This is a genomic window from Candidatus Endolissoclinum faulkneri L5 (assembly GCF_000510265.1).
GTDB lineage: Bacteria > Pseudomonadota > Alphaproteobacteria > Thalassobaculales > Thalassobaculaceae > Thalassobaculum > Thalassobaculum faulkneri_A.
This window is the reverse complement of the sequence record NZ_CP006745.1, coordinates 572,675-591,069: the sequence shown is the minus strand read 5'-3', so window position 1 is coordinate 591,069 and position 18,395 is coordinate 572,675. Positions and strand designations below refer to the sequence as shown.

Annotated in this window: 12 protein-coding genes and 1 tRNA gene; 3 read left to right on the top strand and 10 right to left on the bottom strand. The window is 35.7% G+C overall.

Translation table 11 applies throughout. From position 1 onward, the window contains the following. Nucleotides 1–1,090 precede the first annotated feature (1,090 nt). From kdsA to secG, 3 genes are all read right to left on the bottom strand, one after another. On the bottom strand, nt 1,091–1,942 hold the full coding sequence (gene kdsA, locus P856_RS01800) for a 3-deoxy-8-phosphooctulonate synthase (RefSeq protein WP_025300463.1): 852 nt from the start codon (nt 1,940–1,942) through the stop codon (nt 1,091–1,093). 28 nt (nt 1,943–1,970) lie between these two features. Further along, a complete protein-coding gene (locus P856_RS01795) occupies nt 1,971–3,605 on the bottom strand; it encodes a CTP synthase (protein ID WP_025300462.1) in 1,635 nt (544 codons plus the stop codon). Between the two features lie 102 nt (nt 3,606–3,707). Next, entirely contained in the window at nt 3,708–4,019 is a 312-nt protein-coding gene (gene secG, locus P856_RS01790) for a preprotein translocase subunit SecG (protein ID WP_025300461.1), read from the bottom strand. 1,658 nt (nt 4,020–5,677) lie between these two features. Here secG and tpiA point away from each other — a divergent pair. Beyond that, on the top strand, nt 5,678–6,421 hold the full coding sequence (gene tpiA, locus P856_RS01785) for a triose-phosphate isomerase (protein ID WP_025300460.1): 744 nt from the start codon (nt 5,678–5,680) through the stop codon (nt 6,419–6,421). Between the two features lie 1,851 nt (nt 6,422–8,272). On the opposite strand, the gene P856_RS01780 is transcribed toward tpiA, so the two are convergent. The 6 genes from P856_RS01780 to folE all read right to left on the bottom strand — a co-directional run bounded on the left by P856_RS01780 (nt 8,273) and on the right by folE (nt 14,984). Next, on the bottom strand, nt 8,273–8,734 hold the full coding sequence (locus P856_RS01780; RefSeq protein ID WP_025300459.1) for a FixH family protein: 462 nt from the start codon (nt 8,732–8,734) through the stop codon (nt 8,273–8,275). 60 nt (nt 8,735–8,794) lie between these two features. Beyond that, nucleotides 8,795–10,357: a cytochrome c oxidase accessory protein CcoG gene (gene ccoG / locus P856_RS01775; protein WP_025300458.1), complete on the bottom strand. Its 1,563-nt coding sequence runs from the start codon at nt 10,355–10,357 to the stop codon at nt 8,795–8,797. Between the two features lie 34 nt (nt 10,358–10,391). Then, the gene (gene ccoP / locus P856_RS01770) at nt 10,392–11,261 is read right to left on the bottom strand and encodes a cytochrome-c oxidase, cbb3-type subunit III (RefSeq protein WP_025300457.1); all 870 of its coding nucleotides are present in this window, start codon (nt 11,259–11,261) and stop codon (nt 10,392–10,394) included. Nucleotides 11,262–11,428: 167 nt separating this feature from the next. Beyond that, nucleotides 11,429–12,166 (bottom strand): cytochrome-c oxidase, cbb3-type subunit II, encoded by a 738-nt coding sequence (gene ccoO / locus P856_RS01765; protein ID WP_025300456.1) that lies wholly within the window; start codon nt 12,164–12,166, stop codon nt 11,429–11,431. A 16-nt stretch (nt 12,167–12,182) separates the two neighbouring features. Further along, a complete protein-coding gene (gene ccoN / locus P856_RS01760) occupies nt 12,183–13,592 on the bottom strand; it encodes a cytochrome-c oxidase, cbb3-type subunit I (RefSeq protein ID WP_227028695.1) in 1,410 nt (469 codons plus the stop codon). 801 nt (nt 13,593–14,393) lie between these two features. Further along, nucleotides 14,394–14,984 carry a GTP cyclohydrolase I FolE gene (folE, locus tag P856_RS01755; RefSeq protein WP_025300454.1) on the bottom strand — a complete coding sequence of 197 codons (591 nt, stop codon included), beginning with the start codon at nt 14,982–14,984 and terminating at the stop codon, nt 14,394–14,396. Nucleotides 14,985–16,249: 1,265 nt separating this feature from the next. Between folE and P856_RS01750 the strand changes: the two genes are divergently transcribed. Then, nucleotides 16,250–17,572 carry a dihydroorotase gene (locus P856_RS01750; RefSeq protein WP_044214857.1) on the top strand — a complete coding sequence of 441 codons (1,323 nt, stop codon included), beginning with the start codon at nt 16,250–16,252 and terminating at the stop codon, nt 17,570–17,572. A 173-nt stretch (nt 17,573–17,745) separates the two neighbouring features. Here P856_RS01750 and ccoS read toward each other — a convergent pair whose 3' ends face one another. After that, nucleotides 17,746–17,898: a cbb3-type cytochrome oxidase assembly protein CcoS gene (gene ccoS / locus P856_RS01745; RefSeq protein ID WP_025300453.1), complete on the bottom strand. Its 153-nt coding sequence runs from the start codon at nt 17,896–17,898 to the stop codon at nt 17,746–17,748. Nucleotides 17,899–18,302: 404 nt separating this feature from the next. Between ccoS and P856_RS01740 the strand changes: the two genes are divergently transcribed. After that, nucleotides 18,303–18,385: transfer RNA gene (locus P856_RS01740), tRNA-Leu, on the top strand. The last annotated feature ends 10 nt before the right edge of the window (nt 18,386–18,395 follow it).

Sequence of the window (18,395 nt, the reverse complement as noted above, 5' to 3'; positions counted from 1 at the left end):
ATAATTACTTACATCAACCTGCTAACCATAGCGCAGCCTATAAAAGCGAAATAACCGCACACATATCATAGTTGCAATACCTAGTATTGCTCTTCTTAATTATATAAGTTTGAATACTAAAATTATATCCGAGACTTAGGTAGGAATATTCAGGTCATTCGATACTACCCTAAAAGCGTGAGTAATTTTCAGATGTATACCTTAATGTTTTATAAAATAAAAGCAAACATTGATACAGATAATCTATAACATTTTAATGTTAATTATAAACATTAATACCAATTTTGCAGACAAATAAATGAAGTAGAAATTAATATAAATATCATAATAAAAACTCTAGATTGATTAGCAAAATCATAAGATTTGTTGCTTCAATATCACCAATACGATTTTATGTAACCCTCTGCCTAAAGATGTCAATAAAAAATTCTTAATTATTACTCAATTTGCTTTATAGATTCATATTAAAGATAAATTAAAGCTCAGCAAAAATATTATAATCTTTAACTTATTTAAAGCAATAAAAAATATACTCCGGCAAAGCTATTCAATCAATCGAAATACTTCTATCTCTCAATCTACAACTAAATATTAGTCAATCTACAACTAAATATTAGTTAATACAAGAGTCCAATATTAAATTTCATACAGCAGCATTACAGTATGGATGCTTATGCTTAAAAACTTTAATGAATCACAAGATGTGATATTATTAATATTAATCATATAAAAATAATAACCGTTAGTTTAATCAGTTAACTATTACCCATAATACAATAAATATTTCCTAAGAAAACAAGCAATAATTATTTCGGTTAGCATAATTATTAATGTATTTTTTGCTTTCATATTACTTGAGTGCTATCTTCTCTAATAGCAATTTAAATGAATCGTCAAAATACATTTTTATTTAGATATCATAATCAACGTTATCTATTTACTATCAGCTTTTAAAGTGCTTTTACGATTAATAAAGAGCCGCTTATCATACTATCAAAGATTATATCTACTTGTCATTAAGATATTTCATATCTTAATACTACACACTTGGCTACTCTGAGTGAGAGTGACATAAACCTCTTGTTTATCGTCATTCTAAAGGAATAATAGGATTAGCTTTAGCTAAGCTATCAAAATTCTTGAATATTCTCAGCAAGTCGGCAACCTGTTTTAGTCTAATCATGATGGTTCCATCAGAAGGGGCAACGTCAGGATCTGGATGGCATTCCATAAACACAGCAGCTACACCAACAGCCAGGGCAGCCCTAGCTATAACTGGGACAAACTCTCGCTTGCCGCCCGAAGAATCCCGCATACCACCCGGTTGCTGCACAGAATGGGTAGCGTCAATCACTACTGGATATCCGTTACGAACCATTTCTGATATGCCACATATATCAAAAATAAGCGTATTGTAGCCAAAACTTGTGCCTCTATCAGTCAACAAAATATTCCTATTGCCTGTGGCAATCACTTTTGAGATAATATTAACTAAATCCCAAGGAGCAAGAAACTGACCTTTTTTGATATTAACTACCTTGCCAGTTTCTCCAGCTGCAACTACCAGATCTGTTTGTCTGCAAAGAAAGGCTGGAATTTGAATGACGTCAACGTATTCAGCAGCAATACTACATTGTATTTTCTCATGCACATCAGTCAATACTGGGCAGTTAAAAGTCTCTCTTACCTCAGCCATAATTTTGAGTCCATTATCTATACCGACTCCACGCTTCGCATTTAATCTGGTCCTATTGGCCTTATCGAAAGAAGATTTGAATACTAGAGAAACACCAACTTCGCTAGTCAATTTAACCAATTCACTCGCTACCTCTAGTGCATGCTCGCGGCTTTCGATCTGGCAAGGACCAGCTATTAGGGTAAAAGGACGATCATTAGCAACCAGTAAGTCCCCAATACGTACAGTATGTGTAGGAGCATCCATGATAAAATTAAAACCTCACTTTAAAATACTATACTAGACTTGCCTGCTTTATCGCCGCAGCAATGAATCCAGTAAATAGTGGATGGGGGTCAAAAGGTTTGGATTTTAATTCTGGATGAAACTGAACTCCGACAAACCAAGGGTGATCTGGCCGCTCAATTATCTCCGGTAGCAATCCGTCAAGTGACATACCAGCAAAACGCAAGCCGGCTTTCTCTAGCAAAGATTTATAGTTGATATTAACTTCGTAACGATGGCGATGACGCTCATCAATCAAAGCATTGCCGTAGATATTATACACTCGGCTATTCTTATCCAATTGGCACTTATATGAACCAAGACGCATCGTACCACCATAGTCGTTATCAAAATTACGAATCTCTGCTACAGTAGAATTAATCCATTCAGTGAGTAGACCGACAACTGGCTCGTCGCAGGGGCCAAATTCGCTTGAACTAGCATTTAGCAATCCACCGCCTGAGCGTGCCGCTTCAATGCAAGCCATTTGCATACCAAAGCATATTCCAAAATATGGAATTCTCCGTTCACGAGCAAAGGTCACTGCTGCAATTTTTCCCTCCGAGCCACGTTCACCGAACCCACCAGGAACCAAGATGCCATTAACATCATTCAGTCGAATAAAAGATTCGCTTTCTTTTTCAAACATCTCACTATTAATCCAATCAAGCTCAACTCTCACTTTGTTAGCTATTCCACCATGAATTAATGCTTCAGCCAACGATTTATAACTATCTAATAAGCTAGTGTATTTACCTATTACAGCGATTTTAACCTGACCTTCCGGATTTGACACTCGATCCATAATACCAGTCCAACGTGCTAAACTCGGTTTAATCTCTTCTCGCAAAATGCTAAAATAGCGAAGCACCTCTGTATCAAGCCCTTCATCATGGTAGCGCAATGGTACTTCGTAGATAGACAAAGCGTCTAGAGCTGTAATCACAGCTTCAGGACGAATATTGCAAAATTGTCCAATTTTACAGCGTTGATCGATCGGAATATATTGATTGCAGCGACATAGCAAAATATCTGGTTGAATACCCATACTCTGTAACTCTTTTACAGAGTGTTGAGTTGGCTTGGTTTTTAATTCGCCAGTTGAGGATATATGGGGGAGTAAGGTCAAGTGTAAGCGCAAAGAATTATCATGCCCTAGCTCATTACCTAGTTGGCGAATCGCTTCTAAGAAGGGCAACCCTTCGATATCTCCTACGGTACCGCCGATTTCACAAAGAACAAAATCCTCTTCCGTAATATCGCATCTTATAAATTCTTTGATAGCATCAGTAACGTGTGGAATGACTTGGATCGTAGCGCCAAGATAATCACCTCGACGCTCCCTTGTGATCACGTCCATATAAATTTGCCCAGTCGTTATGCTATCACTCTTACGAGCAGAAACGCCAGTAAAACGCTCATAATGCCCAAGATCTAAATCAGTTTCTACCCCGTCATCAGTAACGTAAACTTCACCATGTTGATACGGACTCATGGTACCTGGATCAACATTTAAATAAGGATCCAGCTTACGTAGCCTAACTGTATAACCCCTTGCTTGCAATAAAGCACCTAGAGTAGCAGTGGCGATCCCCTTTCCAAGAGAAGACACTACGCCACCGGTGATAAAGATAAACCGTGTCATCTTAGTTCTATAAAGATTATTCAATGTTAGTTGGGCATTTCTTATGAACTATCCAGTACTACACAAATCAATAGGTGACAAAATACTGCCAAATCCTCATAATTACTGAGACAGTGGTGCAGCTGGAGATGGAGAATTAATAAATGCTTTATTATCTATATTTTGATCCACTATAGATATCTTTTTAGCCTGGAAGGCTATGATTGCTAAAATTAAACTAGTCACCATAAAGCAGGCAGCCAAAATGGTCGTGATTTTGGTTAACAGGTTTGCACTACTTCGCCCAGAGATAAAAGAATCGATGCGACCACCAGTACCTACTCCCATACCGCCATGCTCGCTAGGCTGAATTAATACAGTAAAGATCAATGCCAAAGCAATCATTAGGTGAATAAATAGAATAATTATATGCATGCTATACTAACGTTTTTTACTTAAAAAAGTATTGCAATAAATATTGTGAAAATTTAACCATGCTAAATTTTAGCAGTTAGTACTTTGCAAGTCGCTTTGCTAACGCAAGCGACTGTATTACCGTTGGCTTTTGGATGTTTTCTCAAAAAAAAACAACTCAGTTTACAAAAGTTTTTATGATGATAAAATCTAAACCATTATATCGCTTGGATCTCACACTATCGAATACAACAAACATAATATTAAATAACTACATGCTAGATCAGCCGATAAAATATCTCCAACCACCAAGCTAATAAATACTTTGAAAGCACTTATTCAACCCACCTTTAATAAGGTTATTTAATAAAATATTATTTTTTAGGATCTATAAATCTATAATATCGAAGATCGTATTATAACATTGTAGCTATGAGTATATTGAAATATGTTTCGTTTTTCGCAAATATGCCTAGAATATCTCTAAAAGCAATTTCAATAATTTAAAATTTTTAACCGCAAAGCATGATAATAGATCAACTACCTACTCTATTGTCCGTAGCATCATAAACTCAACCTATAATGTATAACAATCTTTTTAAGTTGATTGTCGCATATACTGCATTATATAATTACCCTTAGTAAGTCTCAAGAGGAATTAACTTAACTTGATTGTAGAACAAAATATTCAATAATTTTAGATTCTATATTCAATAATTTCTAAAAAATTTATTAAAATAAATTAAGCAAATATTAAGATCGTCGATAGAAAAAGTGATTTGTTTAATGCTTGTCGTATGATTTACCGTACTACATCTAAAGGATTTTTACTAATCCATATGAATCTTTATTATTTGTTAATTATCTTTATTATTGTTCATTAAAGTATAAAGAATATTTTTTCGGCTAATAATAAAATGTAATGTTATTTATATCTCTTTTCAACATACCCAATACTGATTGGGTATAAGTATATAATACGAGTTAATGTTCTCCCTAAGCATCATTATTAAAATAATATCGTAATCAACTTTATAAAAGTGTCATAACGAGGATGAATCGTGTTAAAAAATTAATAGAGTGTGTTAATCTTTTCCTGATCGCAAAATACTTTAAGTAAAAATGTTATTTTAAGTAAAAATCTTAGTTGAAAAAACTATACCAAATATCTACTAGTCAATTAGAGGCGAGATTTTTTAGTATAGATGATTTTAAGACTAGTCTATATAGACTTATATTTGTGTATCTATTGTAGCTGATGATCGCAGTTAGTTTTGCTATACTAATTTGGCAATTGTCTGAGGTCCGAACGACTCTTAAAGTAAATAATCATTATGATAAGCATAAAGATAGTTAGCATAAAGATAGTTTGTTTTATGTCCAACCATCTTACTAAGGATCGTTCGCTATTTTTTAAAACCATCTTCTATTATTGAACGTATTCAACTTAAGATAACTCTTAAGTATAGTTTCCAGTATTATCAACAAGATATGCCGAGCTATTGTATGAATTTATTGAATTTTACTGTTTAGACAAAGATTTTACTCCTGTAAAAGAGATGAATTATTTCTCAAAGTTTATTCGTAAATTTTAAAAATAGCTTGTCATTATTTGACCTTAAAATTACTATAAAACAGTAAATTTTTAAAAAAATTAAATAATATTTAGGGTATCTTTCTTGGCTCCTCGTTCTTTAATTGTCGGCAATTGGAAAATGAACATGAATTGTCTTTCTAGCAAGACATTGGCGGCAGATATTATACAAAATGTAAGTTCAAAAACAATTGAATTAGCAATTTGTCCTCCTTTTGTTTATTTATTGCCAGTTAGCCTATTGCTTAGTTCTAGTAAAGTCCTCCTTGGAGGCCAAGATTGTCATAATTACAAGAGCGGAGCTCATACTGGCGATATCGCGCCAGAAATGCTTGTTGATCTTGGCTGTACTTATGTAATCTTGGGTCATTCTGAGAGAAGAATCTGTCACAACGAAAATAATCTCGTTGTGCGCTCTAAGGCAAAAGCAGCCATAGAGGCTGGACTTATTCCTATTATTTGTGTGGGCGAGACCGAAAATGAAAGAAGTGCAGGAAAAGCATTAGAAGTAGTAGATAAGCAAATCCGTGGCTCACTACCTGAACGATTAAATAGCAATAATTTGGTCGTCGCTTACGAGCCGATTTGGGCGATTGGTACAGGTCGCATACCGAATATTGAATACATATCAATAGTTCACTCTCACATTCGCAACATTCTGGGTGATATATGCTACGACGCAGTTAATATTCGAGTACTTTATGGCGGTTCTGTAAAACCGGATAACGCTAAAAAACTGATGTCAGTTATTAATGTAAATGGTGCTTTAGTTGGCAGTTCCTCACTTCAAGCAGCAGATTTTCTTGCTATTGCCGAAGAAATGTCATAACAATAATAATGCTTAATTTCTAGGAAGTTCCATATAAGAATAAGCAGTACAATTTAATTTTTGAATAAAATTTTACCTAGCCCACAAAGCAGGCATTCGATTTTATTTTCCTCCTTTAAACGTTTAAACTGTATTTGTTAGCGTTAATATAATTAAATTGCTATGATCGTCACGGTCGTTTGTAAAGCATGTGATTTTTTACAATAGATTCTATCTCATATAATATTTTATTATATAACAATAATTAACTTTGATTAATAAAGCTAATTGTTGAGCATAGTATATAAATGAATGCTAATTGAACTATCAAAATAATGCCAGACGCTTTCCTGATTCGCTTGTAGAACTTTTCTAGCTAATAAATTAATTCATTACGATTGTTGCTACCTAATATCGTGGATATAAAACACCACAAACTAATTCTTTTGTAAACAAGGTCAATTTAAGTGGGTAACAAGTAAATATTCTCTCTCTCAAAGATAGAGAGAGAGAATATTTTAACCCGCATGAATAAGAATTTTTATTTCACTCATTAAAGCTAGTATTCAAAGATATTAACTTTAAATTAAATGATTGACTTGATACGTCATAAGCATTAAATCCTTTTAATACAATAGTAGGGTAATAAATAAATTTAAAATAATACCAAATAACTCAAACCTATCAAATATGTTTAGCAACCTCTAAAAAATTTTTTTTACCGGATCAACTCATTGCTATAGCTAAATTTATAACTTAATTAAGATTAGTTGATAATATATTTGATTTGGTTTACATTTAATGGCTTTTGAGAAAAATGAATACATATTTAGGTATTTAACATGTGATTTAATCTAACTCTTCATATTTTATAATCCAAGAGTTGTCTAAAGGAAAATTAATTGATCTAAAGTCTTGGACAAAAGGAAACTAAATATTCTTTTTTTATTGAAAAATTCTAATCGTATTTGCTTCCTTAATTTTAATCATTCAATTAGCATTTAATACTCTTTTAAATCGTTTTTGATTACAAACTCAAAGAGTCTTAGGTTTTAAGCTTGCATTCTACTCCAAAATGATGCTTCTTTTTTTATTGCAAACTCTGATTAATCGCAAACTCTGATTAATCTAATACAATACGCTGAGGATTGTTTTTTCTAGAAAGTGCTCAACTTTTTGATGAGAATTTTTGTATAACTTAATCCCTTAAAATATTATTACCTGGGTTACAAGTGCTGTCGATTGTGTATTCATAGAGAGTTTAACTTTTAAAATAGTAGATTTTTATTACTGAGATTTTGCTATTATTCTTACGTTTAATTAACTATTTTAGTTACATGAAGTTTATTATACCTGAATTCTTCCGAAGAAGTTAAAAATGCTTTTGCTAGATAGGTCATAGAACTGATGATAAATTAGTTTATTTAGCGTGTTTTTACATTACGTTAATGTATCAAGATATGTATTTCTATAGCAAGCAAATTAATTTTACAAAAAAAAGAAAAATAATTTAAAATTGTAGTCATTAATCTAACAAAAATCCCCTAAATGCTATATAGCAGTATATGGGATTGCTCGATGTCGTTAATATATAAAAGATATGCTAGTCGACGGCACAGAGATAAATTTTAGCTTAGCCCAATCTAGCATAATTTAATTTTTTAACTAATGCTCATCAGTTTTCCCGTCCAAAAAAGTGTTTATGCAAGCTAAAGACTAAATAATCGAGATTAGCTATTTCTCAAGAGATCAAGCCTAATATATTGCTTCTACTTAAGTGTTAGAGTAACTTTTCTTAAAGATTACTATCAATTTTCTTGGTCAAAAATAACTCTTTTAAAGATAAAAATATATAACTAAGAATACGATACATTAATTGTTTTTTATTACAGAAAACCTTCTTTCAGATCGCCAAGTGCAATCTTTACTCAGCGTAAGAGTGATATCAGCCACCCAAGTACCTGCAGCTAAAGCGTTTGGTATGCTAAATCGGCCGTTTGGTAAAAAAGGAATATGAATTACACGATCTTCATTACGTGTTACTGGCCGACCAATACGAACGTTACCGCCGAGAATATTTATACCTTGTCCAAATTTATCATAAAGAATTAGAGTAAGTTGATTTTTTGCCTGTTCAAAATCTAGAGTGTAACCTAAAGCCTTTTGCTTACGTGCATCAGCGATGTGAGAATTGAACTGCTGGCTTGCCACGTAGGAATTATCTACTATTAGGCCAGGCCAAGTTCTATTAGCTAAAATAGCCAGTATTGCATTAACCGTTATTACAATTCCAAAGAAAAAAATTAAGATTATCAAAATGTGTCGGTCGGTCATTTTTAAAACAACTAGTCAAACTAGCAGGAATTATAAGTTTAGTATTTATTGCTTCTGCAGTTATCCATAAGAAAAAATAGTGGTGTATTCCGCTGATTCACTACTGGCATTGTCATGTATTTGGAACCGAAAGGTTCTTTGTACGGCCTTTTTCTTGTTAGGACTGGAAATTACGAAAAGCCGCTGCGCCAACAAGCTATCTGGCTTAACATTTAAGAGTATTTTACGAAAACGGTCATTTTTTTTCTGCGGCATTATCATCTCCCCATCAATGAAATCCTCAACGGTTAGGGTGAATGTTCTGCGTTTTGGGATCATATTCAATATTTTTACGATGTAACCGTTACGTATACTACCGTCCGATAAGCGTACATATAATGGATTACGATCATGAAGAACATTAATCTTCAAATGAGAGCGTGTGGTTAACATAATCATCATGCTTAAGCCTATTAGCGCCCATATAGCAAAGTATATAATCGTTCTTGGTTGCTGCAGAATTCTGCTTATAGTCGTATGTTTAAATTTGGGTTTTATAATTTCTCTATTTACTTGAACTAATTCAGAATTAACAGTAGCGAAAAATAGTTCCGTGTTGTGTTTGTAATCTGCCAAAGTAGAATAGGAGATTAGCCCTTTTGGCTTACCTAGCTTTTCCATTACCTTATCACATGCATCAATACAAAGCGCGCAAGTAATGCACTCAAGTTGCTGACCATCACGAATATCAATTCCCATAGGACAAACAGCAACGCAAGCCTTACAATCGATACAATCTCCGCTAGAAACAGAGATATTTTCTGAGCCAGCAATAAGATTCTGGATCTTCGAGTGGTGAGAACGCGGTTCACCACGCCAGGCATTGTATGTTACGGTTAGCGAATTTTCATCAAGCATAGCTGCTTGAATGCGTGGCCAGGGACACATATAGGTGCATACTTGTTCACGCATTAAACCACCTAACGAATATGTAGTGAAAGTAAGCACAGCTATAGTTCCATAAGCAACTGTTGATGCGCTGCCATTTAATACTTTTAATAGAAGTGTTGGTGCATCAGCAAAATAGAAAATCCAAGCACCTCCGGTTGCTGCTGCAATCAGCAACCAAATAATATGCTTGCTAATTTTTTTAGCTAGTTTTGTTGGGTTGATTGGTGATTTATCGAGGCGCATGCGTTTATTGCGGTCTCCTTCGATAAAACGTTCAATTACAAGAAACAAGTCAACCCAAACCGTTTGTGGGCAAGTATAACCGCACCATGCACGACCGATTGAGGATGTGACCATGAATAAACCAATTGCCGCCATTATCAATAGACTGGCGATGTAATAGAATTCTTGCGGCCAGATCTCGATCCAGAAAAAATAAAAACGGCGGTGATATAAATCGACCAGCACTGCCTGATTTGGAGCAAATTCTCCTCGATCCCAGCGAAGCCATGGGGTAACATAATAAATACTAAGAGTGATTAGCATCACCATCCACTTAAAGCGACGAAATACACCGTCTGCCAGTTTTGGATAAATTTTTTTGCGTGGAGCATAAAGGGGTTGTTGCTTATCGTAGCGGTTTACAGCCTCAACGTCAAATTGCTCGATATCGCTTGTGCTAATATTGTTCATCAGATGCTCTTAGCTTAATAGTATTAATCATTGATTACTCGCCACCTCCTAGTCCATGTACGTATAAGGCGAGTTCTTTCACTATAATATCACCAAGACGATCATCCCAAGCAGGCATTACACCATGCTGTGGATTAATTATTTGGGAAATAATTGCTTTTTTGCTGTTATCATATAACCAGAGCGTATCAGCAAGATTTGGGGCGCCAACTTCATTGATCCCTTGGCCATCATCGCCATGACATCCTGAACAATTTTCAGCGAAAACCATAGCTCCTAAATCTATAAGACTATCTTCGTGCTCCAAACCAGACAATGAGGAAACATAGTTAGCTACTGCAATTATTTGCTCTTTTGACAAGATTTGGTCACGTCCAAAAGCAGGCATTTCCGAAAATCTGGTATCTTCATCGGCTTCATAACGAATGCCGTGGCGAATAGTCGTTTCGATTTGCTTGATCGATCCACCCCATAGCCAATCATCGTCGCTTAAGTTGGGATAGCCCACTCCACCTTGCGCCCCAGAACCATGGCATTGTGAGCAATAAACTTTGAAATTCGAGGCACCGCCAGCGGTCGCGAAGCGGGCTAGCTTAGGATCAGATTGAATATCACTTACGTCCATTGTTTTGATTAATTCTAAGATTGTTGCGTGACTTGACTGCACTTCTGCCATCTCATGCTCTAATTCTTCGCGACTAGAATAGCCAGAAAAGCCCTCAGTATATCCTTTTATTAGAGGAATAGAAGGATAGTAAATAGCGTAACAAACAGCAAAAATTATAGTACTATAAAATACATAAAGCCACCAGCGAGGAAGGGGGTTATTTAGTTCTTTGATGCCGTCCCACTCGTATCCAGTAGTTTCGACTTTTTGAACAAGGTCACTCTCCTTTTTGCTCATTATTTATTCGCTTTTAATGTGGATAAGGCTTGCATATTAGTAGATTAGAATTTATTAAGAAGGAATTTCTTGAGAAATTTATCAATATAATAAGTTACCAAATTACACAAAGTATCTCATAGCTGGAAGATCATTAAAGCTGGATAGCTTGCAATTAGGTCATGCAATTATTCTAAACTAATGTTTTGCCCTTGTTCTAACGTCGAAAAATCTACTAAAGTTCCAAGCATTTGTAGATAAGCAATTAAGGCATCCATTTCTGTGAGTCGAGTTGGATTACCGTCAAAATCACCAGTCTTAGCCCTAGGATAGCGCTCTAGTAATTCTGTTGTATCAGCGTTTGGATCAGCCTGGGATTGTACATCGGCAAATGCTTTCTCCATCATCTCCTGATTATAAGGCACACCAAGTAATTGATTGGCCTTTAGGTGACTTGTAATATCGCTTATATAGAGCTTGTTTTTTGCTAAAAATTTGTAAGATGGCATTATTGATTCCGGTACTACTGAACGAGGGTCTGTCAAATGCTGAACATGCCACTTGTTAGAATAACGCCCCCCTATACGGGCTAAGTCGGGACCGGTTCGCTTTGATCCCCATTGAAATGGATGATCGTACATGCTCTCAGCTGCCAAAGAGTAGTGACCATAACGCTCCACTTCATCACGAAACGGCCTGATCATCTGGCTATGGCACACGTAGCAACCCTCGCGCTGATAGATTGCACGACCTTTTAATTCTAATGGTGAGTATGGACGCATCCCTTCCACGCGTTCAATAGTGTTTTGTAGATAAAATAAGGGAACAATTTCAACAATCCCCCCGATGCTGATCACTAAAAAAGAAAGGATAAGCAGTAGCGTTGCATTGGTTTCAAGACGATGATGCTTGTCCAGGATAGACATTAGCTTTCTCCTAAATTCAAGCAGAGCTAGGTAATACAGTAAGACTTGTCTTCTTGTTATCTTTACCAGCTAATATAGTCATACCTATGTTATACGCCATTACTAAGCCACCCGATAGATATAGTATGCCAGCAATGGTGCGAGCTACATAGAAAGGATGCATAGCATCAACAGTTTCAGCAAATGAGTAAACCAAAAAACCTTCAGAATCGTACTCACGCCACATAAGGCCTTGCATAATTCCGCTAACCCACATCACACTAGCATAAGCAGCTATTCCTAATGTAGCAAGCCAGAAGTGCCAGTTTACCATTTTTACTGAGTATAAATTATCACTTTTAAATACTTTCGTAGTTAAAAAATAAATAGCCCCGAAAGAGATCATACCTACCCAACCAAGTGCGCCGGAATGTACATGACCTATTGTCCACTCAGTATAGTGGCTAAGAGCATTTACGCTTTTTATAGCTAACATAGGTCCCTCAAATGTGGACATGCCATAGAATGCCAGTGCTGTTACCATCATTCGTATGATTGGGTCAGTGCGGATCTTATCCCATGCCCCAGACATGGTCATTAATCCGTTAATCATTCCTCCCCACGACGGCATCCACAACATGATAGAGAATACCATGCCAAGAGTTTGTGCCCAATCAGGCAGAGCTGTATAATGCAAATGGTGTGGGCCCGCCCATATATATAAAAAAGTCAGCGACCAAAAGTGCACAATGGAAAGCCTATAAGAATACACTGGTCGCATAGCCTGCTTAGGTATGAAATAGTACATCATGCCTAAAAACCCGGCAGTCAAAAAAAATCCAACTGCGTTATGTCCATACCACCATTGAATCATAGCATCTTGTACGCCAGAAAATAGTGAATAGCTTTTCGAGCCAGTTAGAGATACCGGAATCGCTAAGGCGTTTATCACATGCAATACAGCGATTGTGATAATGAAAGCTAAGTAAAACCAATTAGCTACGTAGATATGCGGCTCTTTACGTTTAAGGATAGTGCCGAGGAATACGACCAGATAAGCAACCCAAACAATTGTAAGCCAAATATCGATGTACCATTCTGGCTCAGCGTACTCCTTGGATGCACTGTTACCAAGCAAGTAGCCAGTTCCTGCTAGGACGATAAAGAGTTGATATCCCCAAAAAACGAACGAAGCAAGATCGCCGCCAAATAAGCGTACTCGGCATGTACGTTGTACTACATAAAAACTGGTACAAAGAAGCGCGTTACCGCCAAAAGCAAAAATTACTATTGAGGTGTGTAAAGGGCGTACACGTCCAAAATTAAACCATGGCGCAATATTAAAATCTGGCCAAGCCAGCTGGGAAGATGCGAAAACACCGACAGCAAATCCAATGACACCCCAAAAGACAGTGGCAATCACGCCAATGCGCACTGGAGCGTCCATATAACTATTTAGATTAATATTATCTTCCTTACGAGCAATTAACCAGAACGTTATTGCAACCGCAGAAATTAAGAAAAGGTAAGAATGAAACTCATAAACAAAGTCTTGTGCATTAGCCGCCATGAATAAGGCTAAAAAACCAACGCAGGCTGCTATGGAAAGTTTAATTGCTTTATGCATAATCGTGTTTCTTCAATTTGTTTTTTTTAGTAAAGTATGGAAAAGTACTTTATTCCCAAAAAAACTGCTATTAATTTAGTGTTCTATCACTATTAATATTCAACGCACAACGACATTTTAAAAACAAGCTTAGTTGTTTTTTTGCTTTGTTCTTGATAAAAATAAGTTCGACAGATATCTAAAATCGAAGCAAATATATATTTCAGTTGTGTTGAAAGGTATTTGTAACAACACTCAAAAATATAACAATATTATCTACTAATATTCTTCAATCTTATATTCTTCAATCCTAAATAATTTTTTAGGAATTGGTAAATTTAAGCTTCTAGGAATTGGTAAATTTAAGCTTCCTCAACCATGTCGATGCATTATAAAAATGATAACTATTTGCGAATAGATTGCAAATTTTTGTCCGACATAGCACGATAACATTGTTGTCAATATAATTTAACTGCTGTTCAGCGCATCAAGCAGACTTGTGACAAAACTTTCCTCGTTTAACAACAATTTAGAGTGCTAATTTTTAGCACTCTAAAGTACAAGTATGAGCTACAAAGCAAGAATAATTTTCCAACATTTAGAGTTTCTCAGATTATCGATAAAAACTAAAAATCTATTTTTCTATTTTTTATTTGCGATAAGTTGGTAGAACTCACGACGGCATTCATAATTGTCTTTAAAACAGCCAAGCATACGAGTTGTCGTCATGTTTACACCTGGCTTATGTAAACCTCGAGTGCTCATACAATAATGTTCAGATTCGATGACCACAGCCACCCCCCTAGGAGCTAGCACATTGTCAATCGCTTGGGCGATTTGAGCTGTTAATCTCTCTTGTATCTGCATACGCTTGGCATAAACATCTATTATTCGAGCTAATTTAGAAATACCGACAACTCGCTCACTTGGGAAATATCCCACATGGGAAATACCAATAATTGGTAACATATGGTGTTCGCAGAATGATTCAAAGCGTACATTACGCAGTAGTACGATCTCGTCATATCCATCAACTTCCTCAAAGGTACGAGATAAAATTTCGTCTGGATTGTAGAGATAGCCAGAAAATAGTTCATCATAGTACTTAACTACTCGCCTTGGGGTATCTTGAAGACCTTCACGATCTGGATTTTCTCCAACAAATTCAATTAGTGTACGTACTGCACGCTCTGCCTGATCGCGCGTAGGGCGGTTTTTGCTAGGCGCTACCATTGCTACCTCATCGTGACTATGAATTTGTTTATGCGCATGCATACTGATAATCCTTTGCTTCACTATAACTAGTGTGGAATTGTATTTGCGATACGAAGAGGAAGATTCGAGGCAGAGCTAGTTCTTAAATAGCATCTTGTAATAAAAGAAAACACACTCTAACAGCACGTTCTGTATTATGAGTTTATACAAAAATTTTTGCTGAGTGGATGAATTATGTTGATTAATCGATGATTATTGTAATCAATAAGAATTGATTCGTGCCTAATATGCGGCTTGTCGAGCAAGATAAGTGCATTTTGTCATAAAGAAAGACCTTATCCTGTTTAGGATTATTTACAAGATTATTTTTATTTAATTTAATTGGAGCAAACGCCTAAAAACTCAATAATTTTTCATTAGTTACTAAATGTTGCTAAAATTAACACTAATAAATTTGGTTATCTAAATTGCATAATTGATTAACTTAGGTAAATTCTAATTGTTTCTTTAAATTCTTCCCCATCAGCATGGTATAAAATTTTTTTGTATTTTTAAATTAACCACAGTGCACTGCTCCAAAAATACAATAACGTACGTGTAACAATTGTTTGTATTGTCTAGGGTATTTAGGATATGCCAACAATGATATTAAAATCCTAATAGTTTTGTAATAAACCCCTAAAGGGCGATTTGTCTATAAAAAAGTCATAGTAATCTATAAAAAGCAGTAGGGCAGTAATTAAAGTAAACTCCTAGCACATTAAGATCTAACATACAATAGTTTTCGTTTTTTTTGAAAGAGTAAAGCAAAATTTGCATCTTAATTGTTAATTATTACATTAATCTTAAAATTAATCATTAAACGATTTCTTAAAATATGATTAAGAGCGGTGCTAGTATCAACGATTATATATGACAAAAACTATAATAACATAAAAAAGTTGCTTTTATGCAAATAAGAAGAAAGTTTGATATAAACAAATGATGTTATTTTTATCCGAATTTTAAGGTTATCTAGGTAATGATTAATAAAAATCTTTATTGCGCTAATAATAACTAATACTCACTAAATATCTAAGGGGAAATGTAGTATTATAATAAAAGATAGTATTTTTATTAAATATATTTATTGTACTAATACAATAGATACAATAGATCAATTTTAGCATCAAAAATATAATTATCAAAATTATTACAAATTATTTCTAATACAATTAAAACTTGTTTTTCAATACTAGCTCTCATTAGACCCTTCGCTAATATAATTGCGGAAAAGCGCTATTATGAAATATTGTGACCTTATTGTGAAAGGTGGTGAAGTTTTCACTCCGTCCGGACTAGAAAGGATAGATCTATCGATAAATGACGGCAAAATTTCTGGGATGGGCAATCTAGTAACAGCCGAAGCCAATGAAGTAATCAATGCTTCTGGCTTAACTGTTCTGCCAGGAATAATTGATACTCATGTCCATTTTCGTGAACCGGGTCTCGAGCACAAAGAAAGCATTTACCATGGCTGCCGTGCGGCCGCTAAAGGTGGTGTCACTACCATCTTCGAAATGCCAAACACACTACCGCCTACTGTGTCAGAAATCGACCTTAATTGCAAGCTTGCACGTTCAAAGGCAAATACCTGGTGTGATCACGCATATTTTATAGGAGCAACTCAAGAGAATATTCACACGTTAAGAAATCTTGAACTGTCTAGTGGCTGCGCGGGTATTAAAGTATTTATGGGATCATCTACAGGCTGTCTCTTAATGAACGACGACGAACTTCTAGCAAAAGTTTTAAATAATGGCAAACGCAGAATCGCCATTCATGCAGAAGATGATGATATACTCCGTAAAAGAGAGCAAATTGCTAAAATTTGTGGGCATTCACGCGCTCATCCAATCTGGCGATCAACTGATTCTGCATTGAAAGCTACCCAACGAATTATTCGACTAAACAGGCAATCAGAGCGCTTGTTACACATGTTACATATCAGCTGCGCTGAAGAAATAGAATTCTTGTCTGAACACAAAGAGATCGCTACAGTTGAAGCCACCATCAATCATCTTACCATGGTAGGCCCGGAATGTTACGAGCGCCTTGGTTCACTAGCGCAAATAAATCCTCCAGTACGTACACAAAAGCATCAAAAAGCCCTATGGGCAGCAATCGCTGATTGTACTATAGACGTAATAGGATCTGATCATGCACCACATACCTTAGAGGAAAAGCAGCTGCCTTATCCATCTAGTCCATCTGGATTACCTGGTGTACAAACAATGCTCCCATTGCTACTAGACCACATGAATGCTGGTCGTTTGACTCTAGCCAGATTAGTTGATTTGACTTCAGCAGGCCCACATCGAGTTTATGGCATTCTTGGCAAGGGGAGAATCGTCAAGGGCTGGGACGCTGACCTAACATTAGTAGACCTCAATGCCAAACGCGAAATTACCAATAAATGGATTGACAGCAAGTGCGGATGGACGCCTTTTGACGGCAAGATGGTAATAGGCTGGCCAATAGCTACCGTATTACGTGGAAATATAATTATGCGCGATGACGAGCTTATAGGTACTGCACTTGGCAAACCAGCGCGTTTTATCCAATAACTTAGAAAAAGTATAGGAGATTAAGAACGCAACTCCTTGTAGGAAAAGAATATACTGCTGGCAGTAAAAACCTAAAATGTAACCGCGATACGAACGCCATTGTAAAGATATGCAAACATCAGACCAGCTTTGCTAAAAATAAAAACAAATTTTATAGTGCTTTACTTAATTAATTACTTGCTGTTGTAATTATCCGGCAGCAAAATGCGCTCCGCAGCTCCTTCCAAATCCTCGAATTGGCTCGATCCAAGAGCCCAAATAAAAGCAAAAAGTCCAATCAGACTAAGAGCTAGGGCTGCAGGAATTAGTATCGATAATACTATCATGTGCAAGAACTTTCTGCAGTTTGAGCAGGTAAAAAGTTGACATATTGTTCACAATCACCGATAATGCAATACTCTTAAACAATAATAAACAAAGCACTGCATAGTGCTACCATTTTCATGAGGATAACAAATTATCATGGAAAATAATCCGTCGTGCGACATTTGAATAAAGAAACTAAACGGTAATTATTTTAAGGTAATTGTATTTAGGTGTCAACCAAATAATTTTGTAAGTTTTATGGTACTAACCAGAGTAGTTTTGCAAAAATTTTTTGCGTTAATGTTAATGTATAAACAAAGCATTATCTGCAGACCAAGCGCAATGGTAAGTTCTTAGCTGTCACATTGCTAATCACTTAAAAAATTTGTATTAAAATATTTTGTATTAGGGTATTCTAGGAAAGGCGGGTGTGGTGAAATTGGTAGACACGCTGGATTTAGGTTTCAGTGGCTCAAAGCCTTGGGGGTTCAAATCCCTCCACCCGCACCGCTATCAT